Raw genomic sequence first — 24,545 nt, forward strand, 5'->3', positions numbered from 1 at the left:
TATGTAATACCTAAAGGTCTATTTTAAATTAATCTATTCCTTACTTAAAGAATAGGGAACTTCTTCATTTGAGTTGGCCCAATCTTTATTTGGAGTATTGGTCATTTTGAAATCTAAACGGCCTCCCTGCTGAATTACTTCATAATCCAAATAACTATTATGATATGTTTCTCCGTTTAACAAAGCTGATTGGATGTAAACATTCTCCTGATTATTTTCTGGAGCATTAATTACAAATTCATTTCCATTTTCTAATGTAATTGTAGCTTTCTTAAACAATGGACTTCCTATTACATATTGATTCACTCCCGGAGTAACCGGATAAAACCCTAAAGCACTAAAAACATACCAGGCAGAGGTTTGACCATTATCCTCATCTCCACAGTATCCATCTGGTGTTGCAGAATACAGTTTAGTTAATACTTCTCGTATTTTTTCCTGAGTTTTATACGCAACATTAGCATAATTATAGAGGTAAATCATATGCTGGATAGGTTGATTTCCGTGGGCATAGTTTCCCATATTTACAATTTGCATTTCTCTAATTTCATGGATTGTAAATCCATAGTAGGAAGCATCGAATTCTGGCGGCATATTAAACACATGATCCAATTGCTTTTCGAATTCAGGTTTCCCTCCCATCAATTGAATCAGACCTTCTATATCATGAAAAACAGACCATGTATAATGCAAACTATTGCCCTCGGTAAAGGCATCTCCCCATTTTAAAGGGTTAAAAGGGGATTGAAAACTACCATCTTCGTTCTTACCTCTCATTAATTTAGTAGTAGGGTCAAACAAATTTTTATAGTTTTTAGATCGCTCATAGAATGTTTTTGCGATCTCTTTTTTTCCTAGTTTTTCTGCCATTTTAGCAATGGTAAAATCTGCATATGCATATTCTAATGTTCTTGCTGCATTTTCGTTGATATTAACATCATAAGGGACATATCCCAATTTGTTATAATAATCAATCCCTTCTCTTCCTACAGAACGTATTTCTTTACCATTAGATAAGGGACGCCCTTCCGATGTTGTTGCATTTTTGAGGATCGCTTCGAATAAGGTTTCTACATCCATATTAGGAATTTCTTTTAAAAATGCGTCTGCTATTATGGGTGCAGAGTTAGAACCAATCATGCAATCTCTATGTCCCGGACTAGCCCATTCGGGGAGCCACCCTGATTCTTTATAGGTATTTGCTAACCCTTCCATTATCTGGCTATTCAATTCGGGATACATCATGTTGAAAAAAGGAAATACTGCTCTGAAAGTATCCCAAAACCCATTATCTGTAAACATATAACCTGGCAACACTTTCCCATTATATGGGCTATAATGTACTACTTCATTCTTTTCATTGAATTCATAGAACTTCCTTGGAAAGAGCAATACCCTATATAGACAGGAATAAAAAGTTTTGATATGATCAGAATTATCATCTTCGATCTTAATTTTACGTAATTCTTTTTCCCAGGCTTTTTTTGCCTTTATTTGAGTTTGTTGGAATGTATCGTTTCCTACTTCTCTGTTTAAATTTAATTGTGCTTGTTCTGGGCTAATAAAGGATGATGCTACTTTTACATGTACCGTTTCTCCTTTTTTAGTTTCAAAACCTATGATGGCCCCTACATGCTCTCCTTCATTTTCTTTTGAATTTTCTACCAATTTCCAATCCTCTCCCCAGGTATGATTGATGTTAAAATCTTTATCAAACTCTGCTACAAAATAATTATGAAAATTATCTGGAACCCCTCCACTATTATTTCTACAATATCCTATTATCTTACGTTCTTCTGGGATAATTTTTACCATAGAACCTTTAAAAAAGGCATCCAACATAATATAGGATTGATCTGCTTTGGGGAAAGTGAATTTAAAATGTGCTGCTCTTTCGGTAGGTGCAACCTCTGCCACCACATCATAATCTGCCAAATATACCTTATAGTAATATGGTTTTACGGTTTCTGCTTTATGAGAAAACCATGAGGCTCTTTCATCTTCTTTATACTTAAGATCTCCGGTTATGGCCATTACTGAAAATGCTGCATAATCATTGATCCAGGGACTTGGCTGATGCGTCTGTTTTATTCCTCTTAATTTATTCTCATCATATTTATAGGTCCATCCATCGCCCATTTTTGAAGTCATGGGTGTCCAGAAATTCATTGCCCAAGGAGTAGCAATTGCAGGGTAGGTATTACCATTAGATAAGTCAAAAGCTGAGTCAGTTCCCATTAATGGGTTCACATAATCTACCAAACTCTGTACTAGAACGGTTTCTTTACTTTCTGTCTTTTCTATATTTTGTTCTTTACAAGATAGTATTGATATCACTATCAGGCAACTCCATATTCGTCTAGCTTTCATCTTTTATTTTTTTTATATATTAATCTGCTATATCATCTATTGTTAATTTAACTCTACAGCATTTCCATGACCTCGATACAGTTTTAATTCTCCTTCTAATTCTACTTCCAAAACAGTTACATAGGTATCTAAGTTTTCTTTTTTAGGAACTTCTATTCTTACAATTCCCGGAATATTGTTCCAGGATGCTCCTCCGTTTCGAACAAAAGTTAATTCTTGATTTTTTCCGACTACTTTAATTGATTTTATTTTATTCTGAATTCCTTTTAAAGAGATATAGTTTTTTGGCTCATTAAACAGACATAAATACAATTTTGTAGTATCCTTACTTAGGAGTGTGGGGCCATAAAAATGACCATATGGCAATCCTGCTTTAGTGTCAAAAACAACTTTTTTATGGGTATTAATCCAGTTTCCCAGTACTTCTAATCGTTCTTCTTGTTTTTTAGGAATTGTTCCGTCTGGTTTCATTCCAATATTAAGCAGTAAGTTTCCTCCTGTGGCTATTACCTCAACAAAAGTTCTGATAATCTGCGAAAATGGCTTGTAGTTCGTATCGGAAGGAAAATACCCCCAATTATCATTCATGGTCATACAAAATTCCCATGGACCTTTTGGCCTTACCACAGGAATTCCTTGTTCTGGAGTACTATAATCTCCATATGTTTTTAATCTAGAATTCACAATGGTTTTAGGGTTCCAGGATAGTAATGAGTCTTTTAAGGATTGTGCTCTCCATTCTTCACTTGATTTTTCCCAATCTCCATCAAACCAATACAAATCGGGTTGATATCGATTACTGAGTTCTTTTAATTGTCCTTTATAAAATCTAACAAAACGTTCCCATCTTGTTAAATTCTCCAATCCTTTTTGAGGGTAGTCATTTTTAGTGTCTGGTCTGGGAAATACAACATCATAATCTGGATGCGACCAATCACATAAAGAATAGTATAATCCTACTTTTAATCCTTCTTTTCGTAGTGCTTCGACATATGGCCCTATCAAATCTCTATTTGCAGGTGTTTTTTCTTTAACATTTAGAGTACTGTATTGGGTGTCCCACAGAGAAACTCCATCATGATGTTTGGTCGTCATTACAGCATATTTTGCTCCTATTTTTTTAAACAGTTTAGCCCATTTTATCGGATCATAATGTTTTGCAGTAAACCCTTCGCCTTGTTTCATATATTCTTCATAGGAGATTTTTTTATGGTATAAGGACCATGATTCTGCTATTCCATTTACACCATAATATCCCCAGTGGATGAATATACCCAGTTTGGCATCTTCAAACCAGGATAATCGCTCATCTTCCGTCGGTTTTTCGTTTTGCGCAACCATCAAATTTCCAATACTCAACAAAACAAGCATGCAAATTGTTCTTATGTATTTCATCTGATTTATTTTAAACTAATATCTATCAGTTAATTAAAATTTCATCTACAAATAACCAGGTATCTCCTCCTCTTGGGTTTTCTTTTAAGTTTCTTATTTTCACTTTAATAAATCTTGCTGTATGCTCTTCAACATTAACTTTGAAATCTTTTAATTCAATAGTAGCATTATCAGCATAGGATCGTTTTACTTCTCCTACTTTTTTAAAATCTTTTCTATCTATTCCTGTAAATACTTCTATTGCAACCGGAAAATATATTCCCGGGCCTTGATGTTCCATTGATCCAACAATTACCTGATTTATGGTATCTTCTTTTTTAAGATCTATGATAATTTCCATATCATCCTTTAACCATGCTTGCCATTGCCCATCCTGAAAATTTTTGGTTCCTCTTAAGGTATTTACTAATGTAGATTTTCCTGTTCCCGTATATCGATCACTATAAGGAATAGTATATGCTACAGTACTGGCTACTCCTTTATGAAATACAATAGTGTCCTGAAATACTTTACCAATCGGTTTGTTCTCTTTAAATATTGACGCTTTAACTATTGTGGTCTGGTCTAATACAATAGGATCCATATATTTAACAGGAGTATCCTCTAGTCTACTATCGTTTAACGCATATCGTATATCTGCATCAGTATATTCGCTTTGTAGTGTTAATGAAACTGATTTCTTTTCTAAATTTGTCTCGACTTCTGGTCGTATTAGATACGAGCTTTTTGCATAGTTAATTCCTAAAAATTCATACCGTTGAAACATATTGATCATTCTATTTGAAAAATCATCCCAATCTTTCTGGTTTTTGGCGCTCCATACCGCTTCTGATAAGGCAGCTAATCTTGGGTAAATCATATACTGGGAGTGTTCTTTTGTAGGGATATACTCTGACCATAAGTTTGCTTGTCCACCAAGCACATGCTCAGCTTCTTCTGCAGTCATTGAATCTACTATAGGATCAAATTGATATACTTTACTTAATGGTGTATATCCGCCTATTGCCAAAGGTTCTTCATTTTGTGGTCCTTGGTAATGATCAAAATAGCAATGAGTTCCGGGTGTCATAACCACATCATGTCCTTGCGCTGCGGCTTCTAGTCCACCTTTTACGCCTCTCCAACTCATCACAGTTGCATCTGGAGCTAATCCTCCTTCTAAAATCTCATCCCAACCTACTAATTTTTTTCCATGAGAGTTTATAAATTTCTCCATTCGTTTTACAAAATAACTTTGTAATTCTTCTTCATTTTGTAATCCTTCTTCTGCTATTCGTTTCTGGCAGTGCTGGCATTTCTTCCAATTGGTTTTGGTCGCTTCATCTCCCCCTATATGTATATATTTTGAAGGAAATATTTCCATAACCTCGACTAATACATCTTCTAAAAAAGTAAACGTACTTTCTTTTCCTGCGCAGTATATATCTGTAATTGGCCAAACTCCACCAGAAGGCACTCCTATTGGTTTTTCAAAACATGATAAATGTGGGTATGCTGCAATCGCACTAGATATGTGAGCGGGCATTTCTATTTCGGGTATAACCTCTACATTTCTAGATTGTGCATAGGTAACTATTTCTTTTAATTCTTCTTGAGTTAAAAAACCTCCATAAGTCCCTTTATCTTCTGGTTTTACAGGTAGTCTGGCATTCCAATGTAAGCTCTCCTGATCTACTCTCCATGCTCCTACCTTTGTAAGTTTTGGGTATTTTTTTATTTCTATTCGCCACCCCTGATCATCAACCAGATGCAGATGTAACACATTCATCTTATGCATAGCTAAACCATCAATTACCTCCTTGATGTATTCTTTATCAAAAAAATGACGAGAAATATCCAACATTAAGCCCCTCCACTTAAATCGGGGACCGTCTTTAATTTCTACATTCGGAATTTCCCAGGTTCTATTTTCTAATTTAGTTTTGCTGTCTATCTTGGGAGGTAGCAATTGACGTATTGTTTGTATTGCATATGAAAAACCTGATGGGCTACTTGCCGTAATTTCTATATGATTATTATCTACTTTAAGATCATATGTTTCTGGTTTACTGGTTTTGTCAATCGTAAAGGCTACATAATTCTTTTTTGGCTGTTCTTCTGTTATTATTAAATCCCATCCTGCTACTGTTTTAAAATTATCTTTTAAGACATGAATTGGTTCTTTGGATATGTCATTTGAAATAAAAAACTTAGTATTTTCATTAAATTCGAATACTCCAGGATTAATTTTAACCATCTCCGGCTTAGGAATGATTTTAATATCCTCTTCTGTATATATTCTCTTTTCATTGGTTTTACAACCTAATACCAATAGAATGGTGATGAATATTGTGAGTTGTTTCATCATAATATGGTTTTTGTGTTGATTTAATCTGAACACCTTGTTATACTTATTTTTGATAGACCTAAGCTAGTATTATCTATAAAACCACCTTCATTTCTAGTTTTCCCAAGCCATTTTAAACGCTGCATCTTCTAGTCTGTTTCCTTTCTCTATATCATTTATAGCATAATTAAAGCCTGATCTTAAGCTATAGCCTCCGTATTCTCCATTTTTATTTAAAGCTATGAATCCCACCTGAAGGTATTCCATATCTTTATGGTTCTTATGTTTATTATAGATTCGTTCTACGATTTCTTTACAAGCTTCGGCAGGAGATTTTCCCTGACGCATTAATTCTACAACCATGGCACTTCCTGCTGTACGAATAACAGCTTCTCCTAAGCCGGTCGCTGCTGCTGCTCCAACCTCATTATCCAGAAATAATCCGGCTCCAATTATTGGAGAATCTCCCACTCTTCCATGCATTTTCCAGGCTGCACCGCTGGTTGTACAAGCTCCTGATATATTTCCATCCTCATCTAAAGCCAGCATACTTATCGTATCATGGTTTTCGATATTTATTACGGGTTTATAATTAGATTTCTGTAACCATTCTTCGTACGCTTTTTTGGTTTCTGGAGTTAATAAATTTTCTTTTTCAAATCCCTGGTTTAAAGCAAATTGCAATGCTCCCTGACCAGTTAACATAACATGGGGTGTTTCCTCCATTACTTTTCGAGCTACAGAAATAGGGTGTTTGATATGTTGTAAAAAGGATACGGCTCCGCAATTGCTATTATGATCCATTATACAAGCATCCAAAGTAACATTACCTTCTCTATCAGGAAATCCTCCTATCCCAACACTTTGATTTTTTGGATCTGCTTCTGTTACTCGTACTCCTTGTTCTACTGCATCCAATGCATTGCCTCCTTTACTTAATATTTTCCATGCCTCGTCATTGGCTGCAATGCCATGATTCCAGGTAGAAATAACAATGGGCTTTACACTCTTTTTAATTTCTTTTTCTTCTTTAATAACAGCTGTTACCTCTTCTTTTTCATTTGTTTTACAACCAAAAGTTGTTAGTATTAAAAAAAGTGATACGTAGCAATACTTAGTGTTAATTTTCATCTGTTCTTTTTTTATTGTTCTTTTAATTGTCAGATGGAATTCACCATTGATCATATCGGTTGGTATTAACCTAATAATTATGGCTCATTTCATAATCAATATATTTTATTTACTTCTGGTAATGATGAGTTTTTAAAGGCTTCGTCATTTGGAGAATTACTCATTTCAAATTCGAGAAATCCTCCATTTACAATTTCTTTATGTGTTATGTACATACGGTTAAGTGGTTCTCCATTTAATCGTATGCTCTTGATATATGTATTCTCTTTAGATAGGTTTTTAGCCGTGATCAAAAATGTTTTTCCGTCTGATAGATGTATTTCGGTTTCTTTAAATATTGGTGCTGTAATATGATATACTCCTTGCGCCGGGTTTACAGGATAAATCCCAAGAGAACTAAATATGTACCAGGATGACATCTGCCCGCAATCTTCATTCCCGCAATGTCCATTGGGTTCATTTTTGTATTGCCCTTCTAAAATTTTGTGAGTTAATTTTTGTGTTTTTGAAGGTTGATTTACGTAATTATACAGATATGCTACATGATGACTTGGTTCATTACCATGTGCATATTGCCCAATCATTCCTGTACTAAAAATAGGTAGTTTATCTCCTGGTTTGGGGTCATAAGAAAACATTGAATCCAATTTTTGGATAAATCGCTCTTTTCCTCCTGTATTTTTTATCAACCCTTCTATATGTTGAGGTACAAACCAGTAATATTGCCAGGCATTACTTTCACAATAAAAAGGTGTATATTCTTTTGGTTTAAAAGGAACTACAAATTCTCCCAGCGTGTCTTTGGGTTGAATCCAGTTATTCTTATGGTTATACAATTTTTTCCAGTTCTCAGAACGTTTCATAAAATATATATAATCCTCTTCTTTACCCAGGTCTTTTGCAAACATAGCGATACACCAGTCATCATAGGCATATTCAAGAGTTTTAGAAACAGACCAATTTTCATGATGCTCTCCTATCGGGATATACCCTAAACGCTTATAAATATCTATTTGCCTATCCTCTACCATAGCACTTTCCTTACACGCTTTGTAAGCAAATTCGGCATCAAATTGAAAACCTTTAAAATATGCATCAACTATAACCGGAACGGCATGATACCCTATCATCATATTGGTTTCATTTCCTTGCATAGACCATACAGGTAATACTCCAGTTTCTCTATAATGAGCCAGTATAGATTGGATCATATCAGGAACTCTTTCTTGCTGAATTATTGTATATAAAGGATGTGCTGCTCTAAAGGTGTCCCATAACGAAAATGTATCATAGCGATTAAACCCTTTGGCATTTACAATAGAATCGTTAGCTCCTTTATAATTTCCGTTAGGATCACTTAATAATGTTGGGGCCAACATAGATTGATACATCATTGTATAAAAAATACTCTTCTTATCATCATCTGCAGTTGTAATTTGAATCTTTTGTAATTCACGTTCCCAAATGGCTTGTGCTTTTCTAACATAGTGATCAAAATCGAAGTCAGGAGCTTCTGTATTTAATGATTCTTGGGCCCCTTTAATACTAGCTGTAGACAACCCGGTTTTAATAGTAACCTGTTCATTTTCTTCTGTATTATAATGCAGTATAATTTTTGTATTTGTTCCTTGAACAGGAAGTGTAGTTAGCTTTTCATCTTTAAATACCTGATATGTTGTAAAAGGCTTTGAAAACTGCATTACAAAATAGACTCGTTGATCTTTTGCCCACCCGGTAGACATTCGATATCCCTGAATTGTTTTGTCATTTACTTTTTCTATGTAAGTATCTGTAGGTTTATCCCAGTTTATAGCATATCCCAGATCCACATGTATTGCAGTTGCAGTATCTTTAGGAAAGGTATATCTATGTATACCTACTCTATTGGTTGCTGTAAGTTCTGCTTTAATCCCATAATCCAATAAATCTACGGTATAATATCCTGGTGTAGCAAATTCTTTAGCATGACTATATGTAGAGAATGGTTTATAATTGTTTTCTTTTATTTTTTTTGAAAACCTGCTATTGGTGGGCATTACCAAAATATCATATAAATCTCCTGCTCCGGTCCCGGTAAGATGTGTATGAGAAAAACCACTAATGATAGAATCTTTATAGTAATATCCTGCAATTCTATCCCATCCAGGAATTCCTATATCCGGACTTAACTGTACCATCCCAAATGGAAGTGTTGCTCCTGGATATGTATTACCAGGACCATCTGTTCCTATAAATGTATTTACATAAGAAGTTAATGATTGTTTTGGTAGATTTACTGAAACCTTCTCTTGATTGCATGACCAAAACAATAGTAAAAGAACAATATGTGAATAGAATATTTTTTTCATTTTTGGTATGAATAAGATCTCACAAATTTTAAAAACTTATTAAGCTAGCACATCGGATTATTTTTTTGATTTTTTAATTACCTCTAGTTGTTCTTCTGTTATTGCATTGCCGTCAAAAAATGAAATCCCTGACGCTCCATTATCTTTTGCCAATTGTATGGCTTTTGATACATCATTTGCACTCATAGGAGGAAGATATATTCCTGTATGCAATTTAGTTTGCTTTCCTTGCAGATCATTAACTCCTTGTTTGGTAGCAAAACCAATCCAATCTACCTCTTCGTTATAAAAGTTGTGATAAATCATGGGTAATACTTCATCTACATTCCATTTATCCCATCGTTGTCTAACCATATGATCTGCCATTTCGGGATATGGAAATACGGCTGCGGTTAACTTTTTATCATATTTATGAGCAATTTCATAAGCCTCATCTACTATTCTTTTTATCTGATTTAATCTGAATTGTTTCCACTCCATATCTATTGCAATATTTTTAGCTTCTTTTGGATTTTTATGATGCTCTTGCTCAAATGTTTTTATACATACATCGCAATAACAAAAATCGAACTCTGGTAATTCTTCATCTTGTACCAAGTTATATTTTGGTAATAACCCAATCGGTAGATAGATATCTGGATATCGAATATAATCGAGATGTACACTGGTTACTCCTTCAACCTTTGCCAGTTGTTCTACTAACCCCAAAATATGTGCTCTAGATTCTTTTCTGGTAGGACATAACCACTGATAATAATCTACATATGGTCGTGTATCGTAACACGATTTACCTTCTCTACTCACAGCATACCATTCTGGATGTTGTAAAGCCGCTTCATCACCTGGTCGATTCATGGTAAACATCCAGGCATGAACTTCTAATCCTTCTTTTGTAGCTATAGGTGTTAGTTTTTTTAACACTTCGGGATCAGCCAATGTATTTATTAATACAGCGTCTATGCCATTTTCTTTGTATTTTTTAAACTCTTCTCTATATTCATCATTTGATTTTGAAGGATCCGCAGTAATCCAGGTCCAGTACTTAAATGGTGCTGTCTTCTCTTCTGAAACTTCTTCTTTTATAATTACTTCTTCTTTTTCAGTTTCGGTTTTACAACTAACACTGACTAGTATACTACATAAGAGTATAATTTTGAGCATCTTCATATTAATCTTCTTTTTGGATAATTTTACCATCTTCTTTAATAATAAACAGGTGTTTTGTATATGGGCTTACCACTGTTATATTCCAACCTGTTTGATGACTTTCTAAGGTTTTAACAACTTTATTTCCGTCAACCAACAGATCATCTGCTTCTAGTTCTTTAAAGGTTTTTGCCCAACGGGTATTCTTTTTAAAATATTCCTTTTGTTTTCTATACAATTGATACAACAATCGTTTTACTTTTTCATCTTCAGGAATTCTGAAATCATCATTCTCTTCTACTTCTTTTGAGGAAAAATATACATATCCCCAATCTTCGGGTTGGTGCATATTAATTACACCGATAGGAGACCACACCCAATTGTATTCTGGTTTAAATTTTCCGTTATCATCTCGCTTTCTTGAGTATTTATTATTCTGAAGTTCAAAATCCCAATTCACTCTGGAAAAATTTACTCTCCAAAATTTATCTTTAGGAATGTTTTTGTGATAATATGAGGTTCTAAATACTTTAAACGGAATAGCTATTTCTAGTATCCATCCTTTATCGATATCGTTTGGATTATTTATGGTTCCGTTTATTTTAACTGAAGATTTAAATCCATTCGCATCCCAATCGTTTAATACCGGGGTTCCTTCTCTATATGGTTTTGTAATAAACAAATCCCACAATGTATTTAATGCATTAACTTCAAATTCATAATAATTATGAGTGTCGTTATCTGGATCGATAAAAATTTCGAAGTCATTATCATAAAAGATAATAGTATCCCTTTGCTTTAGATTTCCCCATACATGAGGTTCTTCCATTTCTGCTAGAAAATAGAAATACTCGTCATCCCAAAGCATTTTTACTGTAGTCTTATATTTTGGGATTTTGCTTCCTTCAATATCTATAAACAACTCGGTAGATTTTGCTTTACTCCATGAAGATTCTAGGGCAGATCCATCAATATCTATTGATTCTTTGGTATAATGTGCGACATAAGATTTTGGAGAAATTTTACTGTCATTACTTTGCCCATACACACTAATTGCATTACTAAGCACAAATACTATAACGCAAAATATTTTGTTGATTCGAGCTTGAAAAAATTTCAATTTCATTGTAAATATTTCTATAATGAATTTTCTTTAGTAAACTTAATAATTTCACTTATCCTTCCAAAAGCTAATGCAACTACAGTATCTGCGGCTCCATAATAAATAGCGACTTTATCCTGCTCTATATCTTGTAGAGTTGCACAAGGAAATATCACATTAGGGACATCTCCTATTTGTTCATAAGTCACAGAAGGTGTTAAGAGGTATGGTTTTGTCCTGTACTTTACCTTATCCGGGCTATTCTTATCCAAAATAGCAGCTCCCATAGCATATCTAAATCCATTACATGTATTTATGACTCCATGATAAAACATCAACCACCCTTCTTCTGTAAGAAAAGGAACGGATCCAGCTCCTATCTTAGTACATTGCCAGGCACTTTCCTCGAAAGGAGTTGCCTGCATTACATTTCTATGTTCTCCCCAATATTTCATATCAGGGCTATAACTAATAAATATATCACCAAAGGGAGTATGCCCGTTATCACTTGGACGGCTTAACATTGCATACTTGCCATTGATCTTTTCTGGAAATAATACTCCGTTTCTGTTGAAAGGTAAAAATGCATTTTCGCATTGAAAAAACTCTTTAAAATCAAAAGTATATGCAATTCCTATGGTAGGTCCATAATACCCATTACACCATGTAATCCAATATCTATCTTCAATAAAAGTAACGCGAGGGTCATACTTATAATCAGAAGCTATCATTTTGGTATTTCCTGCCTCCATGACAATGGGCTCTTCATTAATTTGCCAATCAATCCCGTTATGACTAAATCCTGCAAAAATATTCATCTGTACAGCTTTATTATCACATCTAAATACTCCGGCAAACCCATCATTATATGATACAACTGCACTATTGAATATGCTATTAGAAGTGGGTATAGCATCTCTAGAGATGATGGGATTTGCAGAATACCTCCAAATAGCATTAGTGCATCCTTTAGGTTTATCCTGCCATGGTATTTCTTTTTTCATCATATTTCTAGTATAAATATTACTACTTTTCAAAAAGTATTATTTTGTCTTAAGTTTATCATACCATGTTTTTTTTAATATTATCGATGTAATAATCATTAATACTATCGCGAAAGCCATACTATAATATTCTTTTATTATTAAATACATCGGAACCAAAACAAAAGTCATTTGCCAAATAATCCCTATGCAACAATTAAACATGTCTTTCCAGAAATTTTTATTAGGTAAAAAATCAGGATTTTCTTTTTGTATTGCATTAACTACAGGTTGCCACCATCCCCAGGGCTTGGTGGTTCTATAAAAGTTTTTTAACACCTCTATATCATCTTGTTTCCCTAATATGACTCCTATAAAGCACCCAATAAAAGACACCAATAAGATAACTGGAAATAGGTAAATGGCCGTTGTGTCGGGAAAAATTATAGGGACTATTGTTGCTGCAATAAGTCCTGCCAGCATTCCTCCAAAATACCCATAAGAATTAAATCTCCACCATATCCACTTTAATACATTTGCTGCTGCATATCCTCCGTACAAAGCTGAGGTTAACCATATGGTTAGTTCATTAATAGATGATGCAAAAAAACCACCAATCACTCCTATTAATACAATAAGAACAGATGATAAATAACTATACTTAATATATGTTTTATCTGATGCTTTTGGGTTGATATATTTCTTGTAAATATCATTAACTATATATGCCGGTGCGGCGTTTATAAATGCTGCAAATGTTCCCATAAAAGCGGCTAATAAACCTGCCAACAATAGCCCTTTAAAACCTATTGGAACAAATCGATGAATAGCTACTGGTAATATGGTTTCGAAATCTACATCTATACCTGCTTGTTGTAATTCTGGTCCTAAATATACCAAACCAAGTACGGCAAAACCTGTGATCATTAAATACCTGGGTACGAAAAGAACAATAATTGTAAAAGCACTCATTTTTGAGGCTTCGGCTTCATTTTTTGTAGATAAAACACGCTGCATATCATAGCTAGGAACAGGGCCCGCCAGGCTGGCAAAAATGCCTTTAAAAATCATCATCATAAATAGGAAACCAAACAAAGAGAATCCGTCTTTCTCTATCTTTTCGTTCACACTATCGATATATCCGGTCCAATCCAAATCTAATTTCATATCAAAGAACAAATTATTCCAGTTTTCTGGGGTAGCGACTGCGATTTGCTCTGCAGTAACAGTGGTAAAAGCAATATATCCGATAACTAAACATGAAACGGTCATGATTACAAACTGGATGACTTCTGTTCCTACCACACTATACATTCCTCCTTTTAGAGTATATAAAGTAGTTATACCAATAATTATCAAAGCATAAGATTGTTCTGAGGCCACTGTAAATAATCCCAGATCTATAGATAAGTCCCAGGGGAAAAATATAATTGCAAATTTGCCAATCCCTTCAAAAAAGTAGGCTATAAACCCTAATGTACTGATAACAGCAAAGATTGTTACTATGATATGAGACAGTTTTGCTCCCATTGCAGATCCGAATCTATAGGTTATCCATTGTGCTCCTGTTATCACATTTGACCTTCGTAACCATGCGGCCATAAAAATCATAATAAAAACCTGATTCCATACGGGCCATAACCAGGGGAGCCAGGCACTTTTCATCCCGTAAACAAAAAGAATAGTAACTGTCCACATCGTACCAGAAACATCAAACATCCCAGAAGCATTTGATAATCCGAGGTAATACCAGGGTATTTCATTTCCGCCCAGGAAATAGGATTTTATATCTTTTGATGCCTTTTTAGAAACATAAAATCCAAAAAGAAGAGTAATAATAATATAACATAGAATTATTACAATATCTACGGTAGCTAGGTTCATTTAGAGTTGGTTATTTCTGTACACCCCAGTTTTTGTTAGGAGATGCTCCCATTACAAAATGTAATGTTCCTCCTTCTGTTATTTCCTGATGAGTAATATATGATCGATTAAATTCTTTTCCGTTTAGAGTTGCAGATTGGATATATATATTTTTATCTGAAACGTTTTCGGCTTCTATACTAAAGCTAAGATCGTCTGATAGTTTTAAAGTAGCTTTTTCAAAAACCGGACTTCCAATTTGATATTCTCCTGATGCAGGATTCATAGGATAAATCCCTATAGAACTAAATATATACCAAGCTGACATTTGTCCGCAATCCTCATTACCACTTAATCCATTAGGTGTTGTATTATATTGTGTTTTTAATATTTGACTTACCCAGTATTGAGTTTTCCAGGGGGCATTAGCTTTATTAAACATATAGGCAATATGATGACTGGGTTCATTACCGTGTGCATATTGCCCTATAAGGCCTGTAATATCTGCAGAAATATTATCTCCTGTAATTTTAGAATCTTCAGTAAATAACTGTTCGAGCTTTGCTACAAAAGTGGTTTCATCTCCAAACAATTGTATCAGCCCCTTAACATCATGAGGTACAAACCAACTATGTTGCCATGCATTTCCTTCTGTATAATCAGCATGCACTCTATGTGCAGAGTATTTGGGATCAAATGGCTCATGCCATTTTTTTCCATCTTCAGATTTTCCTCTCATGAATCCTGTTTTAGTATCAAAGAGATGTACAAATGCTTTGGATCGTTCTAGGAAATACTTATAATCTTCTTCTTTCCCCAGAGCCTTGGCAACTTGTGCAACACACCAGTCATTATAGGCATATTCTAATGTAATGGTAACCGATTCATCTAGTAAAGTATATGGAATGTATCCATATTTTTTATAATATTCTAACCCTCTTTCATCTTGCATCATAGTGGTTTTCATCGCCTCATATGCCTTCTCAATATCGAATCCTTTGATGCCTTTTAAGTATGCTTCGGCAATCACAGAAACAGAGTGATACCCGGTCATCGTATTAGTTTCATTAGCATATAAAGTCCATACAGGTAAAATCTTACTATTTTCATAATATACCAACATAGAATTTACGATATCAGAAACTTTATCTGGTTCTAAGAATATCAATAATGGGTGTTCTGCTCTAAAGGTATCCCATAGCGAGAGTGTAGAATATGCAGTAAAGTTCTTTGCAAAAACGATACTATCATTTTCTTTTCTAAATGCACCATCCTGATCACTATACGTAACCGGTGCTACTTGAGCATGGTATAATGCGGTATAAAAAATGGTTTTTAATGAATCATTTTTAGTATCTACTTCTATTTTAGATAATACATTTTGCCATGATGCCTTGCTATTTTCAGCAATTTTATCAAATTCAAATTTATTTTTATTTGCAGAAATATTATTTTTTGCATTTTCAACACTTACCGAAGAGATTCCAACCTTAACTTGTAATTGATTTTTATTTCCCTTATTAAAAAACAACTGTGCAGATGACTTGACACCTTTAATGATATTACTGTCTTCAGCATTTTTGGTATCTGTATATAAATCATAGTTATTAATGGCTTTAGAAAATTTTATTACAAAAAATACTTTTTGATTTTTTGCCCATCCGGTACTATTTCTATATCCCGAAACTGTAAATTTATCTTCAATATGTATTTGCGATTCTAGGGTTTTATCCCAATTAATAGCATATCCTAAATCTAATACTACAGATTGTGTATCTCCCTCTTTATATTCGTATCTATGAAAAGCTGTTCTAACGGTAGACGTTAATTCGGCATTAATATCAAAATCTTCTAAAAATACACTATAATATCCAGGTGTAGCTTTTTCTTTATTATGGGAATATTTGGATTTAAAAGGTATTTCATCTCTTGTTTTAAAAGAAGTAGATAAATCAACTTTTTTATTAATTGGCATCAATCTAATATCATTAAGATCTCCAATCCCTGTGCCACTAAGGTGTAAATGACTAAAACCTATAGTTAATGAATCAGAATAGTGGTATCCTGAGCACCAATCCCATTCTGAAATACCATTATCCGGACTTACTTGTACCATACCAAATGGCATTGTCGCTCCTGGGTAGGTATGACCATGACCTCCTGTCCCTATAAAAGGGTTTACATACTTAATAACATTACTATCTTTATGCGTTATGCTACTCTTATTCCTATGCTCTTTCTTACACGAAAAAGTACTCAATATTACTATTATCAATAATTTAATATTACGAGGTATTTTCATCTATTTATATTTATTTTTTTATCATTGTTCTACAGAAAGAGCAAGTAAAGACATAAATATTTACAAAACTTATGGTTAAAAGAATAATTTTAGATCAATAACAAAGCAACTCAGTTAAACGTCATAAAATTTGGGGAAATATGCTGCAAAAAATTAAAAATGCACTTAATATAACATCTGGGAATAATTATACTATAACGGTAAAACATCATGTTATATTCTGGCTGGTATATTTTCTATTTACCACTTTTAAATGGGGTAGTTACTTTAACGATTATGCTTATTCTTTAAAAACCACTATTCTAGGGTTTATTATACATATGTCTTTAAGTTATTTCAACATCTATTACTTAATGCCAAAATTTGTAGAAAAACGTAAATACTTGATATACATATTTTTATTACTCGCATCTCTTTTTACAATGGTCCTAGCAAAATTTTATTTTACTTATTTTCTTGTTAACCAAAATGTTTGGCCAGAAGGTCCAGAAGTAACCAATAAATTGTCCCTGAATTATACTATAGAAATGATGTTGGGAGAACTTTATGTGGTGTCTTTTGTTTCTGCTATTAAAGTAACTTTAGATCGGTTAAGAGAGCACAAAAAATTAATTGATGTAGAAAAATTACAATTAGAAACAGAGTTGCGCTTTCTTAGGGCTCAAATGTCTCCTCATTTCTTTTTTAATACCTTAAATAATATTTACTCTCTTTCTGTAGAAAAATCAGACAAAACTCCAAAAACCATATTAAAGTTGTCCGAATTAATGCGGTATTTATTGCATGAGACTAATCAAAAAAGACAATGTCTTAGTAAAGAAATTATGTGCCTTCAAAATTATTTGGATTTAGAAAGAATTCGATATGGAGATTCTTTAAAAATACATGTAAATATTTCTGGAGAAATCGAAGGTAAAAAAATTGCTCCTATGCTTCTTTTATCCTTTATAGAAAATGCTTTTAAACATGGGGCGAATAAAAATGTTGGAGAAATCGAAATTGATATTTCTTTCAACATAATAGATGACTTTCTGTATTTTCAGATTACTAATCCGATTCCTGCTAAAAACAATAAAAACAAAATTGATTCTTTTTCTGGTGGTATTGGGATAGGAAACGTAAAAAAAAGACTTGAACTGGGGTATAAACCTGATGAGTATAATCTAACGATTAGTGAAAATAACAATCAATATATTGTTGAATTAAAAATTAAAGTATAATGGATTTAAAATGTGTTATAATAGATGATGAACCATTGGCTATTAATGTTATAAAAAACTATGTTGACCAAACGAAAGGATTGACTTTTTTAGCTTCATTCAACGACGCAACCGAGAGTATTGATTATTTAAGAAATAACGAGATCGATCTTCTTTTTTTAGACATTAATATGCCTCTTTTAGATGGATTGAATCTGTTAAAAAGTATACATCAAAAACCACTTACCATAATTACTACAGCACATGAGGAATTTGCAGTAGAAAGTTATGAGTTAGAGGTAGTAGATTATTTGGTAAAACCTATCTCTTTTCATAGGTTTATTATGGCCGTAAATAAAGCTTTCAAAATAAAAGAGTATCAACAAAAAGATAACTTTACTACTCCTAACAAACGAGCATATATCTTTTTGAAAATCGACAAAAAAAAGATGCAAAAAATATATCTGGATGAAATATTATCTATCGAAAGTCTTGGAGATTATATTAAAGTAAATACGTCATCGAGCAACTATATTGCTCATCAAACATTAAGTAATTTTACAGATGACTTACCCTCTGATAAGTTTATTAGAATTCATAGATCTTATACCATATCAATTGATAAAATAGAATCTATTGAAGGTAATAGTATAGAAATTGCAAATAATCGATATCCAATTGGAAGAAGCTATTTAAATGAAGTAAGAAGTGTTATTTTTAAGGTGTAATCACTTGATTAAATCTCATATATAAAATGGTAAAACACGGTCATTTTTCATACCCTAACCTTAATTTCTTGAAATTTTATTTATAGTACCCCGCATCATTTTTTAAAGTTGTCGTCTTAAGAGATGAATACAAATTTTAAAAATGATGCAAAACAATAATTTACCCATAGCAATAATAGGTGCTGGCCCAGTAGGATTAGCTGCAGCTGCACATTTACTAGCACAAAACCTCCCTTTCATTGTATTTGAATCGGGAAGCTCTGTCGGGCAAAATATACGTTCCTGGAGCCACGTTCGTGTGTTTTCTCCCTGGAAATATAATATAGATCGAGTTGCAAAAGAATTATTAGAACAAACCGATTGGATAGCTCCCGATGAAAATGAATTACCTACAGGACAAGAGTTAGTAGAACACTATTTTCGACCATTAGCAAATTTACCTCAGATTAAACCACACATTCATTTGAATAGTAAAGTTCTTTCTATCGGAAGAAAAGGTTTGGATAAAATGAAAACCTGGGGACGTGAGAGTAAACCTTTCTCTATTAAGGTTCAAGAAAATGGAAACATTAATTATTATGAAGCAAAAGCGGTAATTGATGCTACAGGAACCTGGAATCAACCCAACCCTATTGGTTCTGGCGGTGTGTTTGCAGAAGGAGAACAAGAACTAAATGAGCATATCTTTTATGGTATCCCTAATGTAAAAGCAGAACATCTAGAACGTTATAAAAACAAAAATGTAGTTGTTGTAGGAGGAGGACATTCTGCGATTAATGCTTTATTAGATTTAGGAAACATTCAAAAAGAATACCCAGAAACACAACTTAATTGGGTATTAAGAAAAGATAATATGAACAAGGTGTATGGCGGGAAACAAGAAGATGCGCTAGAAGCCAGAGGTGCTCTTGGTATTCGTATTGAGCAATTGGTCAATAGTGGAAAATTAAATGTCTATACGCCTTTCCATATCTTAAAACTGACCAAAAAAGAAGACGGTATCCAAATCATCGGTGACCTAAATGGCGAAATAGAAGCTATCAATCAAATAGATGAAATAATCAGTAATACAGGTTCACGACCAAATTTGGAAATGATTCGAGAGGTACGAACAGATTTAGATGCCTCACTAGAATCGGTTTTTGATCTTGCCGAATTAATTGATCCAAATGTTCATAGTTGTGGAACAGTAAGACCCCACGGAGAAAAAGAGCTTCGCCATCCCGAAAAAGATTTTTACATCGTGGGTTCTAAAAGTTATGGTAGAGCTCCAACATTTTTAATGGCCACAGGATATGAGCAGGTACGCTCTATAGTAGCTCATATGGCTGGTGATATTGAAGCTGCAGAACGAGTTGAACTTAATTTACCAGAAACAGGAGTGTGTAGTACCGATTTTGCAACCGACAAAAAAAGTGACAGTGTAGCTTGCTGCTCTTCAGAACTAACCATAGAAGGAGTAGAAACTACAAGTTCTGGTTGCAGAACGTCGGGATGCAATTAAAAAAATAAAAATGATGCATCATTATAAAAGTCTTGCGTCTTAAAGAGTGAAAACAATACATAACAACATAGAAGTATTAAAAATTAATAATTATGAAAAAGAGAAATACAAATAAGCAGGTAGAAATAGCTGAACAAGGTAGTGTATGCTGTGGGTCTACAACGGTACAAGCACAATCTGCACAAAGCTCTTGTTGTGAGCAACCTACAGATGGATCATCGTGTTGTGATAAAGAAGAGAGTAAAGAAATTAATATTGAAAAAACTGGATGTTGCTAACCAAAAGCTCTCCTATCTCCAAAGAACAAAGCTCCTCATTTCGAGGAGCTTTGCGTGCTAGTGGAGTGATGGCTTTTGCAGGATTAGGGGATGCCGTTTTATACCCTGTACTTCCCATTTATGGTAAAGAATTAGGTTTTTCTGTATTTTTTATTGGTATGTTATTATCGGTAAATCGTTTCGTAAGAATTATTGCAAACACACCTATTGCAAATTGGATACATCGAATCGGAATCCGAAAAATGTTAATTATCGCCGCAACACTGGCTACACTAACTACTTTTATATATGGACTGAAATTAGGTTTAATTTCTTTTTTAATAGCAAGAATTTTTTGGGGACTTAGCTATTCTGGATTAAAAATATCTACTTTATCTTATGCTTCACAAGCTAAAGAAAAGTCTGGTTTAGCATTCGGATTATCACAAAGCATCAAATCATTAGGAGCTTTATTTGTACTTTGGTTTGGGCCAATCGTCATTAGTGAATTTGGTATTCAAAATGGGTTATTTAGCATAGCATTAATCAGTTCGTTAGGTATACTTCTAGCGTATTCATTACCAAAAATTGAATCTGAAACAAAAGACGATGTCGTAAAAACAAATCTTACTTTTTATCCAAATGCTATCAATTTATTAGTATTTATAGTATCTGTTTCAATAGATGGAATTTTAGTCGTATCTCTATCATATTTATTATCAGAAAACATGATCAATTCGAGTAAGTTACTTGGTTATGTAGCGTTTTATTTGTTATTAAAACGATTATTTGTTTTGTTGTTTTCTATAATCGGAGGCATGCTCACCATACATTTTCGACCACTATTCTTATTTTCAATTTCAATTAGTATTTGCTTATTAGCAATGGCATTGATTGCATTCGACAGTACCATTTTGGGTATTATTCTAGCTTTTTTATTCAATACAATTGTGGTTACTTTTTCGCCACTTATTGCCATCAAGAATTCACAAAACAAAGATAATTCCTTACAGGCAATTTCTAGTGTAAGTACATGGTGGGATATAGGTGCTGCCGTTGGTGCATTTATCGGAATCTACGCCATCGAATTTCTTGGAATACAAAACCTATATTTATCTTTGTGTATAATAGGAACAATTTTATTCATCAATTTCTCTATAAAAAATGCAAAATCAAGTCGTTCAACTATATAATCCTTTATTGGGCTATGTTAAAAAGCGTGTCCGCAATCAGGAAGATGCTGAAGATTTAACCCAAGATGTATTTTTGAAATTATCCAAATCGAATGGTAATGGTGTCGATAACCTTAAAAGCTGGGTGTATACCATTGCCAAGAATACAATTACCGATTATTATCGTAAAAAACAATTGCATACAAATACCATTAAAGATGATGCATTTTTTGATTATGACACCGATAATGATGCTGGTATAGAGCTGGGTAAATGTGTACATTCTTTTGTTAATCAATTACCAGAAGAGTATCGAGAATTAATGATCTTATCTGAAATAAAGGAAATACCACAAAAAGAAATAGCCGAACAGCTTAATATAAACTATGTTACGGTGCGTTCTAAAATTCAGCGGGGAAGAAAAAAACTTAAGGAACTGTTTGAAGGTTGTTGTACTATTTTACAAGGTGGAAAAGGAAGTATTTTGGACTTCGAATCAAAAACTGGATGTAATAAGAAATCATCCTGTTAATAATTACCATTGGTATCATTTCTCACATACTACGTCTACAGAAATAAACTAATTATATGAATTTATTTGATATACTTCACAATAATTATGTGCATCACTTTGCTGAGAGTAATCTTTGCATGTTAATACCTATGTGTCAAAATTCGGGAAGTATCCTACCAAATAAAAATAGCTATAAATGAAAATATACGATACTCTTGTAATTGGTGGTGGACAAGCAGGGCTTTCGGTAGCTTATTTTTTGCGCAGACAAAAATTAAACTATCTAATTCTGGATGATAAAGATAAACCCGGAGGTTCTTGGTTACAAACCTGGGATAGCCTCAAATTATTTTCACCAACAGAATACAGCTCATTATCTGGTTGGGCTATGCCCAAAAGTAAACATGAATATCCAACCAAAAAAGAGTTCATCTATTATCTCGATGCCTACGAAAAACGTTATGAGTTTCCGATTCTGCGAAATACACAAGTAATTTCGATAGCTAAAAACAATGATCTTTTCACAGTCGAAACTAATCAAGGAATTTTTCACAGTAAAACTTTGGTTAGTGCAACAGGTACAGCACAACAACCTTTTATCCCGCAATACCCAAATCAGGAATTATTTCAAGGAGAACAACTACACTCTTTACATTATAAAAATTCTGAAGGTCTTATCGGTAAAAAGGTGTTGATCATTGGTGGAGGGAATTCTGGTGCTCAAATTTTAGCCGAAGTTTCAAAAATAGCGCAAACACAATGGATAACATTAGAAGAGCCTCATTTTTTGCCTGATAATATAGATGGGCGTTATCTATTTAATGCTGCCACTCAACAATTTTTAGGAAAATCTAGCCAAGAAAAAGGCAAAAGTACTAATGTCTCTTTAGCAAATATTGTTATGGTAGAAAGCGTAAAAGAAGCCCGAAACAGGAATGTATTACATGCCAAACGTCCTTTTGCTTCCTTTTATGAAAAAGGAGTCATTTGGGAAAATAAAACCAAAGAAGAGTTTGATACTGTGATTTGGTGTACAGGTTTTAAAGCAAATTTAGATCATTTACAATCCCTTAATATCATCGAGAACAATCGTATTAAAACCCAATACACACGTTCTATAAAGGAACCTATGCTTTGGTTAGTAGGTTATGGCAGTTGGACCGGTTTTGCATCAGCAACCATTTACGGTGTAGGTAAAACAGCAAGGCAGACCGTTAAAGAAATATCGGCAGTTATACATCAAAAATAGATTTTCTAGCCATTCTGTTATTTAAAAAAAAGAGAGAGAACCTCTACCGACCTTGCCTATATTCAATTGAGTTGGAGTGACTGCATACAAACTTATGTCTAAGATCAAGATTGGAGAATGAAAATGATGGATTGTTACTCATTATAACCCCTTCTTGTTTATTAAGTTTGAAAGTGAAATTATTTCTAAACTTTTCATCTCTATTTCAATAGAAATACCTCCGAACTATCAATTAAAATAAAATTTTTAATTGATATGATCATAAATTTTAGTTTACTAACTTTTGACATACAATACGCATTAAACTCTTAAAACTAGTTTGATGTAATTCTACTTTGAATGAATCCGCAATACATTCGAAAGTGCTATCATGAAAACCAAAAAAGAAGTGCTTGGCACTTTTCCAATTATCTGCATTGTGGTTGGTATGTATACTATTTATTTTCTTAATTTCTTTTATCCAATTCGAGTTGATAATTTGTAGAGGAGCATAAAACTCAAGACCTTTACCGTATAATGGATGTCCTTCGAATACTTCATCATTTGGAGAACCCAACTTGGCTGATGTGCAATGCTCAAATTCTACTAAAGCTAAAGAGGTAACTTTATCGCTAGCAGTGTCGACTATGGTTGTGTAAGTTCCATCCCAGTTTGGATCTACTGATTTTACATAAAATAATAAATATGCCTTATGATCATTAAGGAATACATGAGGTAGTGGAGCTCCTACATCCCATGCAACTGGAAAGTCAATAACGTCGGCATATTCTTCGTTTTTTGAAACAGCGAGTTGGCGTTCGCATATGAGGAGGTTCTTAGAAGCTTCATCAAACTCTGGCCATTCAATACCAGTATTTTTTGTAGAAACAGCAATACTTGCTTTTTTAAGTCTTGCCTTGGCTTCATTCAATTTATTCTCATAGTGTTTAATAATTGTTGACATAGTTTGATCTTCA

General features: G+C 33.5%; 18 protein-coding genes. 7 read left to right on the forward strand and 11 right to left on the reverse strand.

Annotation, left to right across the window (positions count from 1 at the left end; all coding sequences use genetic code 11):
- Nucleotides 1-33: 33 nt before the first annotated feature.
- From NNL09_RS03720 to NNL09_RS03765, 10 genes are all read right to left on the reverse strand, one after another.
- Nucleotides 34-2,370 (reverse strand): GH92 family glycosyl hydrolase, encoded by a 2,337-nt coding sequence (locus tag NNL09_RS03720; protein ID WP_196909169.1) that lies wholly within the window; start codon nt 2,368-2,370, stop codon nt 34-36.
- A 42-nt stretch (nt 2,371-2,412) separates the two neighbouring features.
- A complete protein-coding gene (locus NNL09_RS03725; RefSeq protein WP_196909170.1) occupies nt 2,413-3,765 on the reverse strand; it encodes an alpha-L-fucosidase in 1,353 nt (450 codons plus the stop codon).
- Between the two features lie 25 nt (nt 3,766-3,790).
- Nucleotides 3,791-6,112 (reverse strand): family 20 glycosylhydrolase, encoded by a 2,322-nt coding sequence (locus tag NNL09_RS03730; protein ID WP_317193927.1) that lies wholly within the window; start codon nt 6,110-6,112, stop codon nt 3,791-3,793.
- 93 nt (nt 6,113-6,205) lie between these two features.
- Entirely contained in the window at nt 6,206-7,216 is a 1,011-nt protein-coding gene (locus NNL09_RS03735; RefSeq protein ID WP_254514300.1) for an isoaspartyl peptidase/L-asparaginase family protein, read from the reverse strand.
- Nucleotides 7,217-7,317: 101 nt separating this feature from the next.
- Complete coding sequence (locus NNL09_RS03740) at nt 7,318-9,570, reverse strand: GH92 family glycosyl hydrolase (RefSeq protein ID WP_196909172.1); 2,253 nt, start codon at nt 9,568-9,570, stop codon at nt 7,318-7,320.
- A gap of 57 nt (nt 9,571-9,627) precedes the next feature.
- Entirely contained in the window at nt 9,628-10,737 is a 1,110-nt protein-coding gene (locus NNL09_RS03745; protein ID WP_196909173.1) for a putative glycoside hydrolase, read from the reverse strand.
- A 1-nt stretch (nt 10,738) separates the two neighbouring features.
- On the reverse strand, nt 10,739-11,842 hold the full coding sequence (locus tag NNL09_RS03750; RefSeq protein ID WP_196909174.1) for a carbohydrate-binding family 9-like protein: 1,104 nt from the start codon (nt 11,840-11,842) through the stop codon (nt 10,739-10,741).
- Between the two features lie 11 nt (nt 11,843-11,853).
- Nucleotides 11,854-12,822, reverse strand: a complete 969-nt coding sequence (locus tag NNL09_RS03755; protein ID WP_304506192.1) for a glycoside hydrolase family 130 protein — start codon at nt 12,820-12,822, stop codon at nt 11,854-11,856.
- A 39-nt stretch (nt 12,823-12,861) separates the two neighbouring features.
- Nucleotides 12,862-14,685 carry a sodium:solute symporter family protein gene (locus NNL09_RS03760; RefSeq protein ID WP_196909176.1) on the reverse strand — a complete coding sequence of 608 codons (1,824 nt, stop codon included), beginning with the start codon at nt 14,683-14,685 and terminating at the stop codon, nt 12,862-12,864.
- 10 nt (nt 14,686-14,695) lie between these two features.
- Nucleotides 14,696-16,966 carry a GH92 family glycosyl hydrolase gene (locus NNL09_RS03765; RefSeq protein WP_025663108.1) on the reverse strand — a complete coding sequence of 757 codons (2,271 nt, stop codon included), beginning with the start codon at nt 16,964-16,966 and terminating at the stop codon, nt 14,696-14,698.
- A 140-nt stretch (nt 16,967-17,106) separates the two neighbouring features.
- On the opposite strand from NNL09_RS03765, the gene NNL09_RS03770 reads away from it, so the two are divergent.
- The 7 genes from NNL09_RS03770 to NNL09_RS03800 all read left to right on the forward strand — a co-directional run bounded on the left by NNL09_RS03770 (nt 17,107) and on the right by NNL09_RS03800 (nt 23,589).
- Nucleotides 17,107-18,186: a sensor histidine kinase gene (locus tag NNL09_RS03770; RefSeq protein WP_025663109.1), complete on the forward strand. Its 1,080-nt coding sequence runs from the start codon at nt 17,107-17,109 to the stop codon at nt 18,184-18,186.
- Nucleotides 18,186-18,893 (forward strand): LytTR family DNA-binding domain-containing protein, encoded by a 708-nt coding sequence (locus NNL09_RS03775; protein WP_025663110.1) that lies wholly within the window; start codon nt 18,186-18,188, stop codon nt 18,891-18,893. The genes NNL09_RS03770 and NNL09_RS03775 overlap by 1 nt, the downstream gene beginning before the upstream one ends.
- Nucleotides 18,894-19,035: 142 nt before the next feature.
- Complete coding sequence (locus tag NNL09_RS03780) at nt 19,036-20,397, forward strand: NAD(P)-binding domain-containing protein (protein WP_196909177.1); 1,362 nt, start codon at nt 19,036-19,038, stop codon at nt 20,395-20,397.
- A gap of 92 nt (nt 20,398-20,489) precedes the next feature.
- The gene (locus tag NNL09_RS03785) at nt 20,490-20,675 is read left to right on the forward strand and encodes a hypothetical protein (RefSeq protein ID WP_025663112.1); all 186 of its coding nucleotides are present in this window, start codon (nt 20,490-20,492) and stop codon (nt 20,673-20,675) included.
- Nucleotides 20,666-21,847, forward strand: a complete 1,182-nt coding sequence (locus tag NNL09_RS03790; protein WP_196909178.1) for an MFS transporter — start codon at nt 20,666-20,668, stop codon at nt 21,845-21,847. The genes NNL09_RS03785 and NNL09_RS03790 overlap by 10 nt, the downstream gene beginning before the upstream one ends.
- Nucleotides 21,819-22,358 carry a sigma-70 family RNA polymerase sigma factor gene (locus NNL09_RS03795; protein ID WP_196909179.1) on the forward strand — a complete coding sequence of 180 codons (540 nt, stop codon included), beginning with the start codon at nt 21,819-21,821 and terminating at the stop codon, nt 22,356-22,358. Before NNL09_RS03790 ends, NNL09_RS03795 begins: the two co-directional genes overlap by 29 nt.
- A 178-nt stretch (nt 22,359-22,536) precedes the next feature.
- Nucleotides 22,537-23,589, forward strand: a complete 1,053-nt coding sequence (locus tag NNL09_RS03800; protein ID WP_196909180.1) for an ArsO family NAD(P)H-dependent flavin-containing monooxygenase — start codon at nt 22,537-22,539, stop codon at nt 23,587-23,589.
- Between the two features lie 268 nt (nt 23,590-23,857).
- On the opposite strand, the gene NNL09_RS03805 is transcribed toward NNL09_RS03800, so the two are convergent.
- Nucleotides 23,858-24,532: a hypothetical protein gene (locus tag NNL09_RS03805; RefSeq protein ID WP_025663116.1), complete on the reverse strand. Its 675-nt coding sequence runs from the start codon at nt 24,530-24,532 to the stop codon at nt 23,858-23,860.
- Between the last annotated feature and the right edge of the window lie 13 nt (nt 24,533-24,545).

It is taken from the genome of Aquimarina sp. EL_43 (genome assembly GCF_943422735.1).
GTDB classification, from domain to species: Bacteria; Bacteroidota; Bacteroidia; order Flavobacteriales; family Flavobacteriaceae; genus Aquimarina; species Aquimarina megaterium.